Annotated in this window: 16 protein-coding genes; 15 read left to right on the top strand and 1 reads right to left on the bottom strand. The window is 74.8% G+C overall.

Annotation, left to right across the window (positions count from 1 at the left end; all coding sequences use genetic code 11):
• The first annotated feature begins 94 nt into the window (after nt 1-94).
• From gdhA to ACFYYT_RS32420, 4 genes are all read left to right on the top strand, one after another.
• Nucleotides 95-1,450 (top strand): NADP-specific glutamate dehydrogenase, encoded by a 1,356-nt coding sequence (gene gdhA, locus ACFYYT_RS32405; RefSeq protein ID WP_351825192.1) that lies wholly within the window; start codon nt 95-97, stop codon nt 1,448-1,450.
• Nucleotides 1,451-1,619: 169 nt separating this feature from the next.
• The gene (locus tag ACFYYT_RS32410) at nt 1,620-2,987 is read left to right on the top strand and encodes an AMP-binding protein (protein ID WP_351825053.1); all 1,368 of its coding nucleotides are present in this window, start codon (nt 1,620-1,622) and stop codon (nt 2,985-2,987) included.
• Nucleotides 2,984-3,799, top strand: coding sequence for an alpha/beta fold hydrolase (locus ACFYYT_RS32415; protein ID WP_351825056.1), 816 nt, complete (start codon nt 2,984-2,986; stop codon nt 3,797-3,799). Before ACFYYT_RS32410 ends, ACFYYT_RS32415 begins: the two co-directional genes overlap by 4 nt.
• Before the next feature lie 108 nt (nt 3,800-3,907).
• Nucleotides 3,908-4,825 carry a DMT family transporter gene (locus ACFYYT_RS32420; protein WP_351825059.1) on the top strand — a complete coding sequence of 306 codons (918 nt, stop codon included), beginning with the start codon at nt 3,908-3,910 and terminating at the stop codon, nt 4,823-4,825.
• Between the two features lie 37 nt (nt 4,826-4,862).
• Here ACFYYT_RS32420 and ACFYYT_RS32425 read toward each other — a convergent pair whose 3' ends face one another.
• Nucleotides 4,863-5,720 (bottom strand): helix-turn-helix transcriptional regulator, encoded by an 858-nt coding sequence (locus ACFYYT_RS32425; protein WP_351825062.1) that lies wholly within the window; start codon nt 5,718-5,720, stop codon nt 4,863-4,865.
• 301 nt (nt 5,721-6,021) lie between these two features.
• On the opposite strand from ACFYYT_RS32425, the gene ACFYYT_RS32430 reads away from it, so the two are divergent.
• From ACFYYT_RS32430 to ACFYYT_RS32480, 11 genes are all read left to right on the top strand, one after another.
• Nucleotides 6,022-6,261, top strand: coding sequence for a hypothetical protein (locus ACFYYT_RS32430; RefSeq protein ID WP_351825065.1), 240 nt, complete (start codon nt 6,022-6,024; stop codon nt 6,259-6,261).
• Between the two features lie 75 nt (nt 6,262-6,336).
• Complete coding sequence (locus ACFYYT_RS32435) at nt 6,337-7,215, top strand: alpha/beta fold hydrolase (protein WP_351825068.1); 879 nt, start codon at nt 6,337-6,339, stop codon at nt 7,213-7,215.
• A 38-nt stretch (nt 7,216-7,253) separates the two neighbouring features.
• Complete coding sequence (locus tag ACFYYT_RS32440; RefSeq protein ID WP_351825070.1) at nt 7,254-8,150, top strand: isocitrate lyase/phosphoenolpyruvate mutase family protein; 897 nt, start codon at nt 7,254-7,256, stop codon at nt 8,148-8,150.
• Nucleotides 8,147-9,196, top strand: a complete 1,050-nt coding sequence (locus ACFYYT_RS32445) for a 3-oxoacyl-ACP synthase (RefSeq protein ID WP_351825073.1) — start codon at nt 8,147-8,149, stop codon at nt 9,194-9,196. Before ACFYYT_RS32440 ends, ACFYYT_RS32445 begins: the two co-directional genes overlap by 4 nt.
• Before the next feature lies 1 nt (nt 9,197).
• Entirely contained in the window at nt 9,198-11,582 is a 2,385-nt protein-coding gene (locus ACFYYT_RS32450; protein ID WP_351825076.1) for an iron-containing redox enzyme family protein, read from the top strand.
• 11 nt (nt 11,583-11,593) lie between these two features.
• Entirely contained in the window at nt 11,594-12,790 is a 1,197-nt protein-coding gene (locus ACFYYT_RS32455; RefSeq protein WP_351825079.1) for an acyl-CoA dehydrogenase family protein, read from the top strand.
• A gap of 92 nt (nt 12,791-12,882) precedes the next feature.
• The gene (locus ACFYYT_RS32460) at nt 12,883-14,049 is read left to right on the top strand and encodes a hypothetical protein (protein ID WP_351825082.1); all 1,167 of its coding nucleotides are present in this window, start codon (nt 12,883-12,885) and stop codon (nt 14,047-14,049) included.
• A gap of 90 nt (nt 14,050-14,139) precedes the next feature.
• Nucleotides 14,140-15,210 carry a saccharopine dehydrogenase gene (locus ACFYYT_RS32465; RefSeq protein WP_351825085.1) on the top strand — a complete coding sequence of 357 codons (1,071 nt, stop codon included), beginning with the start codon at nt 14,140-14,142 and terminating at the stop codon, nt 15,208-15,210.
• Entirely contained in the window at nt 15,200-16,399 is a 1,200-nt protein-coding gene (locus ACFYYT_RS32470) for a saccharopine dehydrogenase C-terminal domain-containing protein (protein ID WP_351825088.1), read from the top strand. The genes ACFYYT_RS32465 and ACFYYT_RS32470 overlap by 11 nt, the downstream gene beginning before the upstream one ends.
• A complete protein-coding gene (locus ACFYYT_RS32475) occupies nt 16,396-17,763 on the top strand; it encodes an ATP-grasp domain-containing protein (RefSeq protein WP_351825091.1) in 1,368 nt (455 codons plus the stop codon). The genes ACFYYT_RS32470 and ACFYYT_RS32475 overlap by 4 nt, the downstream gene beginning before the upstream one ends.
• The gene (locus ACFYYT_RS32480) at nt 17,753-19,033 is read left to right on the top strand and encodes an MFS transporter (protein ID WP_351825094.1); all 1,281 of its coding nucleotides are present in this window, start codon (nt 17,753-17,755) and stop codon (nt 19,031-19,033) included. Before ACFYYT_RS32475 ends, ACFYYT_RS32480 begins: the two co-directional genes overlap by 11 nt.
• Nucleotides 19,034-19,055: the final 22 nt, after the last annotated feature.

Genomic DNA, 19,055 nt, shown 5'->3' on the forward strand with positions numbered 1-19,055 from the left:
CCGGCGGCCCCAAGGGGCTTTGCCGGAGCGGGATCCGCGGGATGTACCCTCCCGCTGGGCCCGCACGCCCCCGGAACAGACGTCGGAGAGGAAACTGACCGTGACCGACCCCAAGGACAGGCTGGACGCACTGCGGGCGGACATCGAGCGCCGCAACCCCGCGCAGCCCGAGTTCCACCAGGCCGTACGGGAGGTCCTGGACACCCTGGCCCCCGTATTCGCCGCACGCCCCGAGTACGCCGAGGCCGGGCTCGTCGAGCGGCTCCTGGAGCCGGAGCGGCAGATCATCTTCCGCGTCCCGTGGACGGACGACCACGGCCGGGTGCACGTCAACCGCGGCTACCGCGTCGAGTTCAACAGCGCGCTGGGCCCGTACAAGGGGGGCCTGCGCTTCCACCCGTCGGTGGACATCGGCGTGGTGAAGTTCCTCGGCTTCGAGCAGATCTTCAAGAACGCCCTGACCGGCCTCGGCATCGGCGGCGGCAAGGGCGGCAGCGACTTCGACCCGCACGGCAGGTCCGACGCCGAGGTCATGCGCTTCTGCCAGTCGTTCATGACCGAGCTGTCCCGGCACATCGGTGAGCACACCGACGTCCCGGCCGGTGACATCGGCGTGGGCGGCCGCGAGATCGGCTACCTGTTCGGCCAGTACCGCCGGATCACCAACCGCTGGGAGGCCGGCGTCCTCACCGGCAAGGGCCAGGGCTGGGGCGGTTCCGCGATCCGCCCCGAGGCCACCGGCTACGGCGCCGTGCTGTTCGCCGCCGAGATGCTGAAGGTCCGCGGGGAGTCCCTCGACGGGCTCAGCGCCGTGGTGTCCGGCTCCGGCAACGTGGCCCTGTACACGATCGAGAAGCTCCAGCAGCTGGGCGCGAACCCGCTGACGGCCTCCGACTCCTCCGGCTACGTGGTCGACGACAAGGGCATCGACCTGGCGCTGCTGAAGCAGATCAAGGAGGTCGAGCGGGGCCGCATCAGCGAATACGCCGCCCGGCGCGGCCCGTCGGCCCGCTTCGTGCGCGGCGGCCGGGTCTGGGAGGTCCCGGCGGACGTGGCCTTCCCGTCGGCCACCCAGAACGAGCTGGGCGCCGAGGACGCGCGCGCGCTCATCGCGAGCGGGGTCAAGGCGGTCTCCGAGGGCGCGAACATGCCCACCACCCCCGAGGCGGTGCACCTCTTCCAGGCGGCGGGCGTCGCCTTCGGGCCGGGCAAGGCCGCCAACGCGGGCGGTGTCGCCGTCAGCGCGCTGGAGATGGCCCAGAACGCGGGCCGGGTGGCGTGGAGCCGCGACCGGGTGGAGGACGAACTCGCGGGCATCATGCGGTCGATCCACGCGGTCGCGCACGAGACGGCGGAGCGCTACGGCGCCCCGGGCGACTACGTCACGGGCGCCAACATCGCCGGCTTCGAGCGGGTGGCCGACGCGATGCTCGCCCAGGGCGTCATCTAGGCATCGCCCGGGCCGTCGCCGCTCAGCGGCTCAGCGGCTCAGCGGCTCAGCCGCTCTGCCGCCCCGGCGCTCCCGTCCCGCCCCAACCGGTGGGGCGGGGGCCGCGCGGGCGGGCGGAGAGCGGCGGCACGTAGCCTGGCCTCCCATCACCGACAGGGGGAGTTGCCGCGTGCTGACCGCACTTGACGGGACGTACGGCGACCGGAAGGACGCCGTCGGCGTCGCCGGCCGTACCGCCTCGTACGAGGAACTGCTGGGCGCGGCGGGGGCCGTCGCCGCCGACGTCGCGGGCGCCCCCGCCTTCGCCGTCACCGCGACCGCCTCCCTGGAGACCGTCGCCGCCGTCGTCGGCGCGCTGCTGGCCGGGGTGCCCTTCGTACCGCTGCCGCCGGACGCAGGTCCGGCCGAACGCGAGCACATCCTGAAGGACTCCGGCGCGGTCGAGTTCGAGGTCGACTTCGCCCGCCGCGCCGCCGCCCCCGCCCGGCCCGCCGACGGCCCGGCCCGCTCCCCGCAGGACCCCGCGCTGATCCTCTACACCTCCGGCACCACCGGGCCGCCCAAGGGCGTGGTGCTGGGCGCCGCCGCACTCGCCGCCGACCTCGACGCGCTCGCCGGGGCCTGGCAGTGGACCGCCGAGGACACCCTGGTGCACGGGCTCCCGCTGTTCCACGTACACGGCCTGGTGCTCGGCGTGCTCGGCGCCCTGCGCACCGGCAGCCGCCTCGTGCACACCGGCCGGCCGACCCCGGGGGCCTACGCCGCGGCGGGCGGCAGTCTGTACTTCGGGGTGCCGACCGTCTGGTCCCGCGTCGCCGCCGACCCGGAGGCGGCCGCCGCGCTGTCCGGGGCCCGGCTGCTGGTTTCCGGCAGCGCCCCGCTGCCCGCCCCCGTCTTCCGGGACCTGGAGCGCCTCACCGGCCACCGCCCCGTCGAGCGGTACGGGATGACCGAGACGCTGATCACCCTCAGCGGCCGGGCCGGCGGCGAGGTCCGCCCCGGCACCGTCGGCACCCCGCTCCCGGGCATCCGGACCCGCATCGCCGCCGAGCCGGGCGCCGAGATCGGCGAACTCCAGCTGACCGGGCCCACCCTGTTCTCCGGGTACCTGGGCCGCCCCGAGGCCACCGCGGCCGCGTACACCGAGGACGGGTGGTTCCGTACGGGTGACATCGCGGCCGTCGACGAGCGCGACGGGGTCCACCGCATCGTGGGCCGCGCCTCCATCGACATGATCAAGTCCGGCGGGTACCGGATCGGCGCGGGCGAGATCGAGAACGCCCTGCTGGACCACCCCAAGGTGAGCGAGGCGGCCGTCGTCGGCGTCCCGGACACGGACCTCGGCCAGCGGATCGTCGCCTTCGTGGTCGCCGAGGGGGTCACCGGCTCCGAGCTGACCGACTTCGTCGCCGCCCACCTGTCGGTGCACAAGCGCCCCCGCGAGGTCCGCTTCGTCGAGGCCGTGCCGCGCAACGCCATGGGCAAGCCCCAGAAGAAGCTGCTGCTCGCCGACCACTTCCGCGAGGACCGGGGATGACCACCGCCGACCGCGTCCACCAGGGCCCGGGCTCCTGGATCCGCCGCTTCCACCCCGTGGCGCACTCCGCGGCCGCGCCGGTCCTCGTCGTCCTCCCGCACGCCGGGGGCAACGCCTCCTTCTACTTCCCGCTCTCCCGGGACCTGGCCGCGCGCGCCGAGGTCCTCACCGTCCAGTACCCCGGCCGCCAGGAGCGGCTCGCGGAAACCGCCCCGGACACGGTGGCCGGGCTGGTCGACGGGGTGGAGCGGGCCCTGCTGCCGTGGCGGGACCGGCCGCTGGTCCTCTTCGGCCACAGCATGGGCGCCGTCCTCGCCTACGAACTGACCCGCCGGCTGGAGGCCCGTGGCGCGGGCCCGCGCGGCCTGGTCGTCTCCGCACGGCGCTCCCCGCTGGTGGCGCGCGCGCCGGAGACCGTCCACCTCCGGGACGACGACGCCCTGCTGGCCCACGTGGCCGCCCTGTCGGGCACGGACCCGGCGCTGCTGGCCGACCCGGAGTTCCGGGAGCTGATCCTGCCCGCGCTGCGCGCCGACTACCGGGCCATCGAGACCTACCGCCACGAGCCGGGCAGACCCCCGCTGCGCACCCCGGTCAGCGTGCTGCTCGGCGAGTCCGACCCGCGGGCGAGCGTGGCCGACGCCATGGGCTGGCGGGAGCTCACGGAAGCGGCCTTCACCTTCCGCGGCTTCCCCGGCGGCCACTTCTACCTGGCCGACCACCACGAGGCCGTGACCCGCGCCCTCACCGAAGACCTGACTGCCTTCACCTCCCCGGCCCGACCCGATGGGCCCGTACCGCCACGAGGGTGACTGAGGGCCGGTGAGGGGTCGCCCCGGAGGGGCCGGAAGTGGTCGGTGGGAGGGGGGTTGGGGGGCAACAGGGGGGTCCGGCAGGGGAATTGGTGCCAACATCGGGGGATGGATCAAACGGCTGGGGAATCCAGAACCGATCAGCGCGCCCTGGTGGCGGCCGGCGTCACCGTCGTGATGTGGGCCTCCGCCTTCGTGTCCATCCGGGCGTCCGCCGACCACTTCGGGCCCGGGGCGCTCGCGCTGGGGAGGCTGGCCACGGCCTCCGTGGCGCTGGGGACCGTCCTGCTCGTCAAGCGGGTGCCATTGCCGCCGCGGCAGGCGTGGCCCGGGATCCTGGCGTCCGGGGTGCTCTGGTTCGGGCTGTACATGGTGGCGCTGAACTGGGGCGAGCAGGGCGTCGACGCGGGGACCGCCGCCATGGTGGTCAACATCGGGCCCCTCGTGATCGCCCTGCTGAGCGGGTGGTTGCTGAAGGAGGGGTTCCCGCCGATGTTGCTGGCGGGGATGGCCGTGTCCTTCGCGGGGGCGGCCGTGGTGGGGATGTCCACCTCCAAGGGCGGCGGCTCCTCCCTCACCGGGGTGCTGCTGTGCCTGGTCGCGGCGCTCGCCTACGGGGCCGGGGTGGTCTCGCAGAAGCCCGCCCTGCGGTACGCGAACCCGCTCCAGGTGACCACGTACGGGTGCTTCGTCGGTACGGCCTGCACCCTGCCGTTCGCCGGGCAGCTGCTGCGCCAGATCCCCGAGGCCCCGCTGACCGCCACCCTCAACATGGTGTACCTGGGCCTCTTCCCGACCGCGCTGGCCTTCACCACCTGGACGTACGCCCTCTCGCGCACCACCGCCGGGAAGATGGGCGCGACGACCTACGCGGTGCCCGCCGTCGTGGTGCTCGTCGCCTGGATCGTGCTGGACGAGGTGCCCGGCTGGTGGACCCTGCTGGGCGGGGCGATCTGCCTCGCGGGCGTCGCGGTCTCCCGGCGGCGGCCCCGGCCGGCCCCCCAGGTGGCCCCGGCCGGGAAGTGAGCGGGTGCTCCCCCTCCGCCCGGAGGGGGAGCACCCGCTACAGGACGTACGTGGCCTCGTTGCGGCCCAGCAGGTAGCCGAGCTGTAATCGGTTCAGGGCGCCCAATTCCTGCTTGATGGCGGCGATATGGGCTTGCAGGGAGCGTTCGCTGATGCCGATGCGGCGGGCGATGGCCTTGTCCGAGTAGCCCTCCACCAGGAGCCGGCTGATGGACTCCCGGATCGCCGGGACGACCTCGTCGGCCGCCTTCGCCGCGTGCAGCGGGACGAAGGGAAAGGGCTTCGCCCGGTCCCAGGCCTTGTCGAAGGTGTCCCGGAGAAATCGTACGATGGTCGGTTCGGTAATGGAGATCGCCGTGGTACGGTCCTCGTTTGCCGAAATGAAGGCCACGTCGTCGACAATGATCAAACGGTCAAAGAATTCTTCAAGAGTGCGAACCTGGGCTCCGTATTCCGTAACGGCGCGGACATATTCCTTGGTCGCCTCGTCGAATCTCGTGGTGTGCTGATACAGGGTCCGCATCGCGATCCCCGCGGCGATGTGCCGCCGTACGGATTCCAGCGCGTCCTTCAGCACCGCGCTCGGCCGCGCCCCGTCGGGCTGTGCGGTGAGGATGTCCCGCCGGACCGAGCCCAGCGCCTCGTTGATCGCCGTGGAGATGCTGCCCAGGCCGTGCAGGTACCGGACGCCGGGGCCCACGACGACCTCGTCCGGACCGGCCTCGATGGCCTCCGCCGGGGTGGGCCGCTGGGCCTGCTGCGCGGCTTCCTGCGCGAGCAGGCCCAGGTGCGTTGCGAGTTCCCGCAAGAACGCCTGCGGTTCCCCCGCCGCAGCCGCGCACAGCGCTTCAGGTGCACCGCTTTGTGCGGTTTTGACGTATTTGACTACGTCCACGTGCCACCCCTGTCTGTCCGGTATGCAGCTGTTTGTAGCGGTCTAGACCCCGTGGGTTCCCGCAATGCGTAAACCGGAGCCATCGTAGGTCTACCTCGTCGTGACCCGGCAGGGGAGATTTGGTCTCACCGCAGGAACGAACACCGAGAAGGCGAACCGGAGATCACCACCGCCGGAAACCGCCTCGGTTTGGCGTTCCTGGAATGGCCGAACGCGAAACGACTTGAGGGGACTGGGAAAAATGGGGAAGAACCACATGGTGACTCGTCGGGCCGGCCGCGTTTCGGGAATCCGCGGCCGCATGGTACTCGCCTCGGCGGGCATCGCGATCGGCCTGGGGACCGCGGTCACCGGCCTCGCCGTCCAGGGGGGCTCCCCGGCCGGTTCCGTGAGCCACCTGCGCCTCGGCGACGTCGGCTGGAACAACGCGAACCCGCACGTCGTGGCGGGTGACGCAGGCGACGTCGGCTGGAACAACCCGCAGCCCGGCACCACCCCGGCCCCCACGCCCACCTCCACCAACGACGTTGGCTGGAACTGATCCTCCACCAGAGCCCCGTCCTGCACTGCTTCACCTCCCGCCACCGACCGCCCGGCAAAGGAATGGCTGATCCTCGTGGTTGCCTCCCCCTGGTTCCTGACCTCCGAGACCGCGGCCGGCCCCGACCCCGTCGCAGCGGCTCCCGACCCCGCCGCCCGCGTCTACTGCTTCCCGCACGCCGGCGGGAACCCCCGGACCTTCCTCGGCTGGCAGCCCGCCCTGGAGCGCGACGCGCGGATCCTCGCCGTCTGCCCGCCCGGCCGTGGCCACCGCTTCCGCGAACCGGCCCCCGCCTCGCTGACCGAGCTGGCCGACGGCGCCGCCACCGCCATCGGCCGGGGCGCCGCCGCGGACCGGCCCTTCCTCCTCTTCGGCCACAGCTTCGGCGCCGCCCTCGCCTTCGAGGTCGCCCGCCGGCTCGACGGCGTACGCGGCTTCGCCGGCCTCGTCGCCTCCGGCTGCTCCGCACCCTCCCTGCTGCCCACCCCGCGCGTGGTCGAGGCCGCCGCTCTGGAGGGCCGCGCCTTCGCCGAGGCCGTCCGGTTCTTCGGCGGACTGCCCCCCGAGGTGCTGGAGGACGACGCGGTGCGGGAACTCCTCCTGCCGCACCTGCTGGCGGACTTCCGGATGGTCGCCGGGTACCGCTACCGCCACGGCGCGGCCGCCCCGCTCACCGTTCCGCTCACCCTGGTCAACGGCACCGAGGACCCGCACGTCAGCCCCGCCGCGCTCGGCCCCTGGGCCGACGAGTGCGCCGCCGAGCCCGACCAGTACTGGGTGCCGGGCGGCCACTTCTACTTCGAGGAGCGGCCGCACTCCGTCACCGCCGTCCTGGGCGCCCTGGCCCGCGCGGCGACGAGCGCGGCAACGGGCCCGGCGAGCGCGGCAGCGGACCTGGCGAGCGCGGCAACGGGCCCGGCCCGCAGCGGAGATGAGTACGTTGAGCTGATCTGATCCACCGGCCGACGCACCCCTGCACCTGCGAGGAACCCATGAACAGCAGCACCGACACGGCCGCCCGGCTGCGGCGCGCCATCGCCTTCCGCGACCTGCACGAAGGCCCCCGCCCCTTCGTCGTCCCGAACCCCTGGGACGCCGGAACCGCCCGCGTCCTGGCCTCCTTCGGCTTCGCCGCCCTCGCCACCACCGGCGCCGGACTGGCCCACAGCCTCGGCCGCCCCGACGGCGCCAACCAGCTCAGCCGCGCCGAGATCCTCGCCAACGCGGCCGCCATCGTCGACGCCACCGGGCTGCCCGTCACGGCCGACCTGGAGAGCGGCTTCGGAGAGCGCCCCGAGGACGTCGCCGAGACCATCCGGCTGGCGGCCGCCGCCGGTCTGGTCGGCGGCTCCGTCGAGGACTCCACCGGCCGCGACGCGGACCCGGTGCGCCCGCTCGACGAGGCCGTGGAACGGGTCGCGGCCGCCGTGGAGGCGGCGAAGGGGCTCGACTTCCCCTTCACCGTCACCGCCCGCGCCGAGAACTTCTTCCAGGGACTGCCCGACCTCGACGACACCATCCGCCGCCTGCGGGCGTACGAAGCCGCCGGCGCCGACGTGCTCTACGCCCCGGGCCTGCCGGACGCCGACTCCATCCGCGCCGTCTGCTCCGCCGTCGGCCGCCCCGTCAACGTCCTGATGACCGGCGCCCTGAAGCTGTCCGTCGCCGACCTCGGGGACCTCGGCGTACGCCGCGTCAGCACCGGCTCGGCCCTGTCCCGGGCCGCCCTCGGCGCCCTCGTCCGGGCCGCCCGCGAGATCACGGAGTCCGGCAGCTTCGACTTCGGCCTCGACGCCCTCCCGTACGCCGACGCCAACGAGCTCCTGGCCCCCGCCGCCCCCGCCCCGTCCGCCCCGCCCGCCGACCGAGAGAGCGATCCGGCACCGTGAGCCTTCCGTACGCGTCACCCGCCGCCCCCGCGTCACCCGCGGCCACCGCCGTCCACCTGTCCGCGCCCCGCTACGTGCTGGGGGAACTCCCCGCCGACCACACCACGGTCGAAGCCCTGCCGGAGCGGGCCCGCCGGTTCGGCATGCCTGCCCGTGCCGGACTGTGGGGCTGGGGCACGGTCCACCGCACCGCCAAGTCCCTGGAGGCCCTCGCCGCCGAGACCGCCCGCGCCACCCTCGACGGCGCGGGCGCCGCCCCGGCGGACGTGGACTGCCTCATCGTGTGCTCCACCCGCTTCCCGGGCGGCCCGCGCACCCACGGCACGTTCGTGGAGAACGTGCTGGCCGCCACCGGCCTCGGCGCCGCCGCCTTCACCGGCCTCACCCTCGGCCGCTGCGCCAACCTGCTGGCCGGCATCCGCACCGGTCAGGCGTACGTCGCCGCCGGCATGCACCGCCGGGTCCTGGTCGTCACCACCGACCGGGTCACCGACGAGTCCGTCCGCATGGAGAACTTCGCCCTCTTCAGCGACGGCGCCGCCTCCTGCCTGATCAGCGCCGACCCGCTCGGCCCGGACGCCTACGAGATCGTCGCGGGCGCGACGGCGCAGGACCCGGCGGGGCTCGACTGGTCGAACGAGATCAGCTCCGACCTCGCCCGCGAGGTCAACCGGCAGATCCTGGAGGACACCGGGATGAAGATCGGCGACATCCAGGGGGTGCTGCACCCCAACCTCTACAAGCCGCTCGTCGTCCTCAAGGAGCGCCAGGCGGGCTTCACCCGCGAGCAGCTCTACCTCGACAACATCCCGCGCGTGGGCCACTGCTTCGCCGCCGACCCGCTGATCAACCTGGTCGACCGCCAGGACGCCGGCGAGCTGCGGCCCCGCGGCCACTACCTGCTCGCCTCCAGCGTCCCGGGCGTACGGATCGCCGTCCTGCTGCGCCGCCTGCCGCACCCCGCCGAAGCCGGCGCCGCCGCCGAAGGCACCGCCACCGCCGCCACCGCCACCGCCGCCACCGCCGACCGGCAGGGGGAGCGCTGACATGAGCGCCCACCTCACCCCCGGCGAGGAGACCTCCCTCGACATGGCGCGCGGGTTCTACGCCCCCGCCCACGCGCTGCCCGACCTGACCACCTCGCTGCCCTCCGGCCCCTTCGAGGCCTCCCCGGCCGGCGCCACCGAGGGTGCGCGGATCGCCGGGCTGCCCCCCGCCGGGCTGTTCCGGCGGCTGCTCGCCGACCAGGAGAGCGAGGGAGTCCTGGTCGCCGCCCGCCGGGTCCTCGCCGCCTTCCTGGCTCCCGAGTCCGAGGACCCGGACCTGCCCCGGCCCGCCGGATCGGGCGCGACCGCCCACGCCCCCGCCGAAGCCACCGCCGAGGCCGAGGCCGAGGCCGTCGCCGCCCAGGTGCTGGCCGCCCGCGCCGAACTCGCCGCCGTGCTGGCCCCGTTGCGCGACCACCCCGACCCCGAGGTGCGCACCGCCGTACTGCGCCAGCGCGCCCCCCTCGCGCTGACCGGCGGCTGCTGGCTGGACACCCTCTCCCAGGCCGCGACCCAGCCCGCCGAGATCGTGGGCCGGCTCTTCGGCCAGCACTGGCTCCTCCAGGGCGAGGGCACCGCCGAGGCCGGAATGCTCGGCCGCCGCCGCCGGGCCCTGATCGGCGCCGGGGTCTTCCTGCCCGGCGTGGAGGCCGCCGCCTTCCTCGACGAGACCGGCGCCCGGCCGCTGACCGCCCTGCACGGTGCCTTCCACCTGGCCCTGTCCCGGCTTCCGGCCTCCTTCCTCCCCGAGGTCGTCGGCGTCCACTACGCCGCCCACGCCCTCGGCCTCGACGACCTCCTGCTCGGCATCGAGCCGATGCTCGCCGAGAGCGACGTACGCCCCCTGCTCGCCGACTACCTGGCCTTCACCGCGCAGTCCCCCACCGGGGCCGAGGACCGCCGCCGCGCGCTGGCCGCCGTACGCCTCCTCGTGCGCCTGGAGCGCGAGCACACCGCCGCCCTCGCCGAGCTCGCCGGCTGGTACGACGGACTGTCGCTGGACGCCAAGGTCGCGCGGATCGTCGAGCGGCACGCCCCGCACGCCGGCCGCCAGCACCGCGCGGTGCGCCTGGGCACCCGCAAGCTCACCGACTGGCTCGACGACGAGCGGCTCGACGCGGCCGCCTTCGTACGGGAGTTCCGCACGGCCCGGCAGATCCGGCCCGCCCGCGACGGCGGCCCCTGCCGCTTCCTGAAGTCCATCAAGTTCGGCGGCCCGATGTTCGGCATCTTCGACGAGCGGGAGGCGGCCGTCCTCGCCGAGTGGGCGGCGGCCGTCGCCGCCGGCGAGCCCGCCGGCCCGGACCTGGTGCCCAGCACCGCGGGCGACGAGCCGGCCCGGGCCTGGAGCGGCCGGCTCGCCACCGTCGAGCCCGCCGGCCTGCTGGTGCGCGAGCCCGAGGGCACCCGCGACCACCGCCGCTTCTTCCACCGCCTGGTCAACTTCGAGCGCCACCCGAACGTGCTGCCGCAGGCCCGGGCCCGGGCCGAGGCCGGGCTCGCCGACGCCGAACTGCTCTTCGAGCACGGGGCCGGCGGGGTCCTGACCGACGCCAGCTGGTTCCCGTACACGCCCGAGGCGCTGATGGAGCGGGTCGAGCGGATCTACTGGGACAAGCTCGTGGACCCGTACGAGCCGCTGACCGAGATCCCCTCCCGCGACGAGGTGGTCTTCGAGCAGTCCACGTACGCGCTCGGCAGCCTCATCGACGGCACCTGGGCGCACCGGATCGGCAACCTCGGCCGCCGCGGCCGGCGCAGCGACGACCTGCTCTTCTCCATCTACGCGGACGAGATGGGCCGCGGCGACATGGACAAGAACCACATCACGATCATCCACAAGGTGCTCGCCAGCATGGACATGGACCTGCCGCACATCCGGCAGGAGGCGTTCCTGCACCAGGGCGACCTGCCGGACCACCTGTACGGCTTCTCCATCCACCAGATGTGCCTGTCGCTGTTCCCCGACAGCCTCTACAACGAGATCCTCGGCTACAACCTGGGCATCGAGATGTTCGGTCTGGGCGCGATGCGGCTGCACGAGATCCAGAAGCTGCGCCGGCACGGCCTCGACGTCTCCTACGAAGAGGCCCACCTGTCCATCGACAACTTCTCGGCCGGGCACGCCCGTCAGTCCGCCGACATCGTCGTGGCCTACCTGGACGACGTGCGGCGCGGCTCCGGCGAGGAGGCGGTGCAGCGCGAGTGGCGCCGGATCTGGCGCGGCTACGCCTCCTTCGCCCACTTCGTCGAGCACGGCCTGGTCAAGCGGGTCCGCGCCGAGGCGGCCGCCGCCCAGGCCACCGCCCAGACCGCCGCCCAAGCCACCGCTAACCCGGCCGCCCCCGCCGGCGCCACCGACGCCCCCGCCGACCTGGTCATCTGAGGAGCCGGACGATGGAACTGACGACGAGCTTCGACCCCGAGGTCATCGCCCTGCCCTTCTACGAGGACTCCCACCGCCGGCTCGCCGAGTCGGCCGGGGCCTGGTGCGACAGCAACCGGGTGCTGTGGGAGGAGATCCGCACCCTCGACCCGGACGCCGCCGGACGCCGTCTCGTGCGCGCCCTCGGCGCGGCCGGCTGGCTCGCCGAACTCGACCCGAGGGGCGCGCCGGTGGACGACTTCCGGGCCGTGTGCCTGCGCCGCGAGGCCCTCGCGTACGCCGAGGACCTGGCCGACTTCGCCTTCTCCATCCAGGCGCTGGCCGCGACCCCGCTGCTGCGCTTCGGCAGCGAGGCGCAGCGCCGCCGCTACCTGCCGGGGATGGCCGCCGGAACCCTGATCGGGGCCTTCGCGGTCTCCGAGAAGGAGGCCGGTTCGGACGTGGCCTCGGTGGGGCTGGCGGCGGTCAGGGACCCGGCGGACGGCTCGTACGTGCTCGACGGGCGCAAGGCGTGGATCGCGAACGGGACCATCGCCGACGTGTTCGTGGTGATCGCGCGCACCGGCCAGGGCCCCGGACCGCTGGGGCTGTCGGCCTTCCTGGTGCCGCGCGGGACGCCCGGGCTGCGGGTGGAGCGGGTGGACGCCATCGCCCCGCGCTCCTTCGCGCACCTGTCCTTCGAGGGCTGCCGGCTGCCCGCGGACGCGCTGCTCGGCCGGCCGGGCAAGGGGTTCGTGATCGCCGTCGACCTGCTGGAGCGGTTCCGCACGACGGTCGGCGCCGCCGCGCTCGGCTTCGCCCGGCGGGCCTTCGACACCGCGCTCGCCCACGTCCTGGGGCGGGAGGCGTACGGGGCCACGCTGTTCGACCTCCAGCTGGTCAAGGCCTCGCTGGCGGACATGGAGGTGCAGCTGAACGCGGCCGCGCTGCTGGTGGCCCGGGCCGCCTGGGAGACCGACCGGGGCAGCCGCCGTTTCGCCCGGCACTCCAACATCGCCAAGGTGCACGCCACCGAGGCCGCCCAGGGGGTGGTCGACTCCGCCGTGCAGCTGCTCGGCGCGGCGGGCATCGTGCAGGGGTCGGTCACCGAGCGGCTGTACCGGCAGATCCGCTCCCTGCGCATCTACGAGGGCACCTCGGAGGTGCTGCGGATGGCCATCGCGGGCTCCCTCGACATGCGCAGGGCGGCCCGGGTGACGGCCGCCTGACCCCCCGCCGCCCGGCCTCCCGCCGCCCGACCGCCCGACCGCCCGCCGCTCCAACCGCCCCGCCCGTAGCGCCCGTTCAGCAAGGAGTCTTCGTGAGCACCACCACCGTCACCCCCGTCGAGGCCGTCCGCCTCGCCGACCCCTATCCCTTCTACGCGCGCCTGGTGGCCGAGCGCCCCTTCGCCTTCGACGAGGCGCTCGGGGCGTGGGTGGCCGCGGACGCGGCGGCGGTGCGCGCGGTGCTCGGCAGCGCCGTGCTGCGGGTGCGGCCGGTGGCGCAGCCCGTTCCGGCGGGCATCGACGGCACGGTGGCCGGGGAGGTGTTCGGCCGGCTGGTGCGGATGACGGACGGCGCGGCGGCCGCCCGCCTGAAGGGGGTCGTCGCGGGGGCCCTGGCCCGCGCCGACACCGCTTACGCGGCCGCGCTGGCGGCCCGCTTCACCCGTGAGGCGCTCGCCGCGGGGGGTGAAGTCCCTTACGAGGAGCTGATGTTCGGGGTTCCGGCCCGGGTGGTCGCGGTGCTCTGCGGGCTGGCGGACGGGGCCGACCGCGAGGCGGCCCGGGCGATCGGCGACTTCGTCCGCTGCATCCCGGCCACCGCCACCCCGGCCGACCACGCGGCGGCCGCGGCGGCCGCCGTCCGGCTGCGGGCCCTGCTCGGCCCCGGGCTGGACGCGGCCGCGGCCGCCCCCGCCCCCGCCGGATCCACCCCCGCCGGATCCGGTCCCGCGCGGGGGCTGCTCGCCGAGCTGGTGCGGGCCGCCGACCGGGACGGCTGGGTGGAGCTCGGACCCCTGCTCGCCAACGCCATCGGTTTCCTCTCGCAGACCTACGACGCCACCGCCGGGCTCATCGGCAACACCCTGGTCGCCCTCGCCCGGGGCGCGGCCGCCCCCGACACGGGAGCGCTGGTGCGCGAGGTGGTCCGCCACGACGCCCCCGTCCAGAACACCCGCCGGTTCGCGGCCGGGACCTTCACCCACGCCGGCTCCACGGTGGAGCCCGGGCAGCAGCTGCTGGTGGTGCTCGCCGCCGCCAACCGGGACCCCGCCGTCAACCCCGACCCCCACACCCTGCTCCCCGGCCGGGTGAATCCCGTGATCTTCACCTTCGGCGCGGCGGCCCACCGCTGCCCGGGCGAGGAGCTCGCGGTGGCCCTCGCGACCGCCGTCGTCACCGAACTGCGCACGGCAGGCTTGACCACCACCGCGACCCCCGCCTATCGCCCTCTGGCGAACGCCCGGATCCCGCACCTCTAGCGCGCAGGCACCTCCAGGACGCCGCCCCCGCAACCGCGATCAGGCCGGGGGTCTCCCACCCCTATGCCTTCAGACGGGACAAACCGCACCATGTCGGACACGATTCACCTCTGGATGCGCCACGAGGCCCGCCCCACCGAGCGGCGTGCCCCCCTCACCCCCGAGGACGCCGCCCGCCTCGTCGAGGCCGGCGTCCGGATCACCGTCGAGGAGTCGGACCAGCGCGCCTTCCCCCTCGCCGAGTACGCCGCCGCGGGCTGCGCCACCGCCGCCACCGCCTCCTGGCACGAGCAGGCCCCCGACGAGGCCCACGTCCTCGGCCTCAAGGAACTCCCCTCCGGAGCGGACGCCCCCGCCCTGCGCCACCGTCACATCTACTTCGCCCACGCCTACAAGGGCCAGGCCGGCGCCGGCGAACTGCTCGCCCGCTTCACCGCGGGCGGCGGCGCCCTCCTCGACCTGGAGTACCTCACCGACGAAACGGGCCGCCGCGTCGCCGCCTTCGGCTACTGGGCCGGCTACGTCGGCGCCGCCCTCGCCGTCCTGCACCACCGCGGCGCCCTCACCACCCCGCTGCGCCCCACCGACCGCGCCCGCCTCGACGCCCTCCTCGCCTCGGGCGCCACCGTCGACGACCCCACCACCGCCCTGGTCGTCGGCGCGCTCGGGCGCAGCGGCCGCGGCGCCTGCGATGCGCTGGAGCGGGCCGGACTCGCGCCCACCCGCTGGGACCTCCCCGAGACCCGCTCCCTGGACCGGGCCGCCCTGCTCGGCCACGACCTGATGGTCAACACCGTCCTGACCACCACCCCCGTGGCGCCCTTCCTGACCAAGGCCGACCTCGACGACCCGGCCCGGCGCCTGTCCGTGCTGAGTGACGTCACCTGCGACGTCACCTCCGACTGCAACGTCCTGCCCGTCTACGACGAGACCACCACCTGGACCGAACCCGTCCGCACCCTGCGCGCCGAGGCGCCCCGCCTCGACCTCATCGCCATCGACAACCTCCCCTCCCTCCTCCCCGTCGAGGCCAGCACCGCCTTCTCCGCCGAACTCGCCCCGCACCTGGCGCGGCTGGCCGGGCGGGACGGCGTCTGGGACCGCGCCCTGACCACCTACCGGACGGCAGTCGAAGCCCAGGAGGCCCCCCTTGTCCGCTAACCCGTCCGCGCCCGGCGCGGCCCCGGCGTCCGGCACCGTCCACTGGATAGGCACCGGCCTGTCCACCGGCCGCTCCGGCCTCTCCCTCGTCTGCGAGCGCGCCCGCCGGGTGGTCCTGTGGGACCGCACCGCCGAGCGCGCCGCCGCCCGCCTGGCCGCCCACGGCCTGGCGGACCGCGCGGAAGTCCGCGCCCTCACCCCGGCCGCCCTGGCGGCCGGGGTGGGCCCCGGAGACGTCCTCGTCTCCATGCTCCCGGCCGCCGAACACGCCCCGCTGCTGCGGCTGGCGACCGAGCGGGGCGCCCACTTCGCCTGCACCAGCTACGTCTCCCCGGAACTGGCCGCCCTGGCCGCCGAGGCCGCCGCGGCGAGCCGCACCGTCGTCCTCACCGAAGCCGGACTCGACCCCGGCATCGACCACCTGATGGCCCACGACCTCGTCGCCCGGGCCCGCGAGGCCATCGGCCCGGCCCCGGCCACCGCCGCGTTCACCTCCTACTGCGGAGGGGTCCCGGCGGTCCCCAACTCCTTCCGCTACCGCTTCAGCTGGGCCCCGTACGGGGTCCTCGCGGCCCTCGGCTCCCCGGCCCGGCACATCGACGCCGGAGCCGAGCGGACCGCCGCCCGCCCCTGGGAGGCCACCCGGCCGCTGACCCTGGCGGGCGAGGAGTTCGAGGTCTACCCCAACCGCGACAGCCTCCCCTTCGTCGCCCAGTACGGCATGCCCGACCAGTGGCAGCTCGCCACCTTCGTCCGCGGCACCCTGCGCAACGCGGGCTGGCGCACCGCCTGGAAGGAGGTCTTCGACACCGTCTCCACCGGCGACCCCGAGGCCGTCCGCGCGCTGGCCGCCGCCCTCGCCGCCCGCTACCCCACCACCCCCGCCGACCGCGACCGCGTCGTGCTGTCCGTCTCCCTGGAACTGCGCACCGCCGCCGGGACCCGCTGGCGCGGCTCCCACCTGCTGGACCTCACCGGCGACGCCGACGAGTCCGCGATGGCCCGCTGCGTCAGCCTCCCCGTCGCCTACGGCGTCACCCGGATCCTGGCCGGCGCGCTGCCCGCCGGACTCAACCGGGCCGCCGAGACCCCCCGGGAAACCACCCGGTGGCTCACCTTCCTCGCCGCCCACGGCCTGGGCGGCACCCGCGAAGAAACCTCCTCCACCCCCTCAGGAGTCCCGGCATGACCGACCCGACCGCGCCCCCGGCCCGGCCCGCCGCCCCCCGCCCGCTCCCCGGGGCCTTCGTCCTCACCGGCGCCTTCCGGGTCGTCTGCCGCAACCCCCGCTACCTGGAGGAACTCGCCGCCCGCGGCCTGAAGATCCTCCTCATCACCCCCGAGAGCAACCGCGAGGCCGCCGAGACCGCCCGCAAGGACCCCGAGCACCCGGCCGCCCTGATCGACGAGATCGCCTACGTCGACGGCTCCCTCGACCTCGAAGGCTCCTTCACCCCCGGCTTCGCCGCCCGGGCCCGCGCCTGGCACGGCCGCTACGACGTGCGCGGCGCGTACGCCGTCGGCGAGACCCTCGTCGAGCAGACCGGCCTGCTCTGCGACGCGCTCGGCCTGCGCGGTCCCGGACCGCGCGCCACCCGCGTGTGCCGCAGCAAGTACCTCCAGCGCTGGTACCTCGACGCCTTCGGCCCCGCCTGCCTGGTGGTGCCGCCCGGCGGACGCGAGGACGCCGACCTGGGCGCGCTGACCTACCCGGTCGTCGCCAAACCCGCCACCCGCCACTCCAGTTCGGGCGTGGTCGCCGTCGAGGACGCCGCCGCGATGCGCGTCCTGCTGGCCGAGTACCCCGCCCACGAGACCGTACTGATCGAGGAGAAGGCCACCGGCCAGGAGTACTCGGTCGAGTCCCTCGTCCAGCACGGCGAGCCCGTCTTCACCTCCGTCACCCGCAAGGAGACCACCGAGTCCGGCGCCCGCACCTTCGTGGAGCTGGCCCACTCCGTCCCCAGCGCCCCGGGCGACGCGGACGCGGCCCTGCTCGACGCCAACCGGCGGATGCTGGACGCCCTCGGCTTCCGCGACGGCATCGCCCACGCCGAATGGCGCGTCGGCGCCGACGGCCGGCCCTGCCTGATGGAGGTCGCCGCCCGCACCCCCGGCGACGGCCTGCTCGCCCTCTACCACCTGGCCACCGGACACCCGATGGAACCCGAGATCATCAAGATCGCCCTCGGGGAGAGCGCCGCCTACCCGGCCCCGCGCCGCTTCGCCCGCCAGGTCTACCTGGACCACACCCCCGGCGTCCTCGCCGACGTCACCCTCGACTGGCCCGGCGTACGCCCGCTCTGGGTCGGCGAGGCCGGCATGTGGCCCGAGTGGCCGCCCGGACGGCCCGCGGACCCGGCCGCGCTGCGCGCGCTCCTCGTCCTCCAGGAGGCCGGGGCCCGGCTGCGCCCGCTCGCCAGCTCCGAGGACCGGGCGGTGACCTTCCTCATCGACGCCCCGACCCCCGAGGACCTCGACGAGCTGGAGCGCGCCGTGCGGGCCGCCGTCACCATCGTCACCGAGCCGGGGGAGGCCGCCGGTGAGCACTGACGTCCGCCCCGCCGAAGCCGCCCCGGAGCCCGCGGCCCCGGCCGCGCCCGCCCCCGGGGTGTGGGTGACCTTCAAGGAGGCCCCGCGCGCGGTGAAGACCGTACTGGCCGGGGTGCTCGTCAACCGGCTCAGCGGCTTCCTCCAGGTCTTCCTCGTCCTCTTCCTCACCTCCCAGGGCTACTCGAAGGGCCGCACCGTCATCGCGCTGGGCGTCTACGGGGCCGGGGCCGTCGCCGGCTCCCTGGCCGGCGGCACCCTCGCCGACCGGCTCGGCATCCGCGGCGCCACCGTCCTGTCCATGAGCAGCACCGCCGTGCTCACCGCCGCCCTCCTCTACCTGCCCGGCTTCACGCCGCTGCTCGGCGCCATCGCCCTCGTCAGCCTGGGCGCCCAGCTGTTCCGCCCCGCCTCGGCCACCCTGCTCGCCGAGCAGACCGACGGCGACCGGCAGGTCATGATCTTCGCGATGTACCGCTTCGGCCTCAACGTCGGGGCGACCGCCGCCCCGCTGCTCGGCTACGCCCTCTACCACGCCGGCGGCCAGACCTACACCCTGCTGTTCTGGGGCGAGGCCGCCCTCGCCCTGGCCTACGCGCTCGTCGCCCGGGCCACCCTGCCCGCCCGGAACCGGGCCCGTACCCCCGAGGCCGCGGACCGGGCCGCCGGCGGGGCCGCCCCCACCGGCGGCTACGGCGCGGTCCTGCGCGACCGCCGCTACCTGCTCTACCTCGTCGCGGCCTTCTTCCACTCGGCCGTCTACATGCAGTACCTGTCCACCCTCCCGCTGTCCCTGAAGGACGCCCACATCGCGCTCTTCTGGTACACCTTCGCGGTCGCGCTCAACGGCGTCATCGTCATCGCCTTCGAACTGCTGGTCACCAAGGTCTCCCAGCGCTGGCCCCTGAAGATCACCATCGGCCTGGGCTTCGCCCTCGTCGGGGCCGGAGTCGCCTGCTACGGACTGCCGATCGGGCCCGCCGCCGTGGTCATCGGCACCCTGATCTGGTCCCTGGGGGAGATCCTCGGCGGACCCGCCGTCTTCGCCTACCCGGCGGGCGCCGGACCCGAGCCGCTGCGCTCGCGCTACATCGGCAGCTTCCAGTTCGTCTTCGGCCTGGGCTCCGCCCTCGGGCCGATGGCCGGCACCTGGCTCTTCCTGCGGTTCGGCTCGCTCGTCTGGCCGCTGGTCGGTGCCTGCTCCCTGCTCGCCACCCTGTTCGCCCTGGTCGCCGTACGCACGCGTCCGGCGGCGTCCCAGGACCTGTCGTAACGATCCCCACCCCCTCCCCGCC

Source organism: Streptomyces sp. NPDC002032, assembly GCF_042890765.1.
GTDB lineage: Bacteria > Actinomycetota > Actinomycetes > Streptomycetales > Streptomycetaceae > Streptomyces.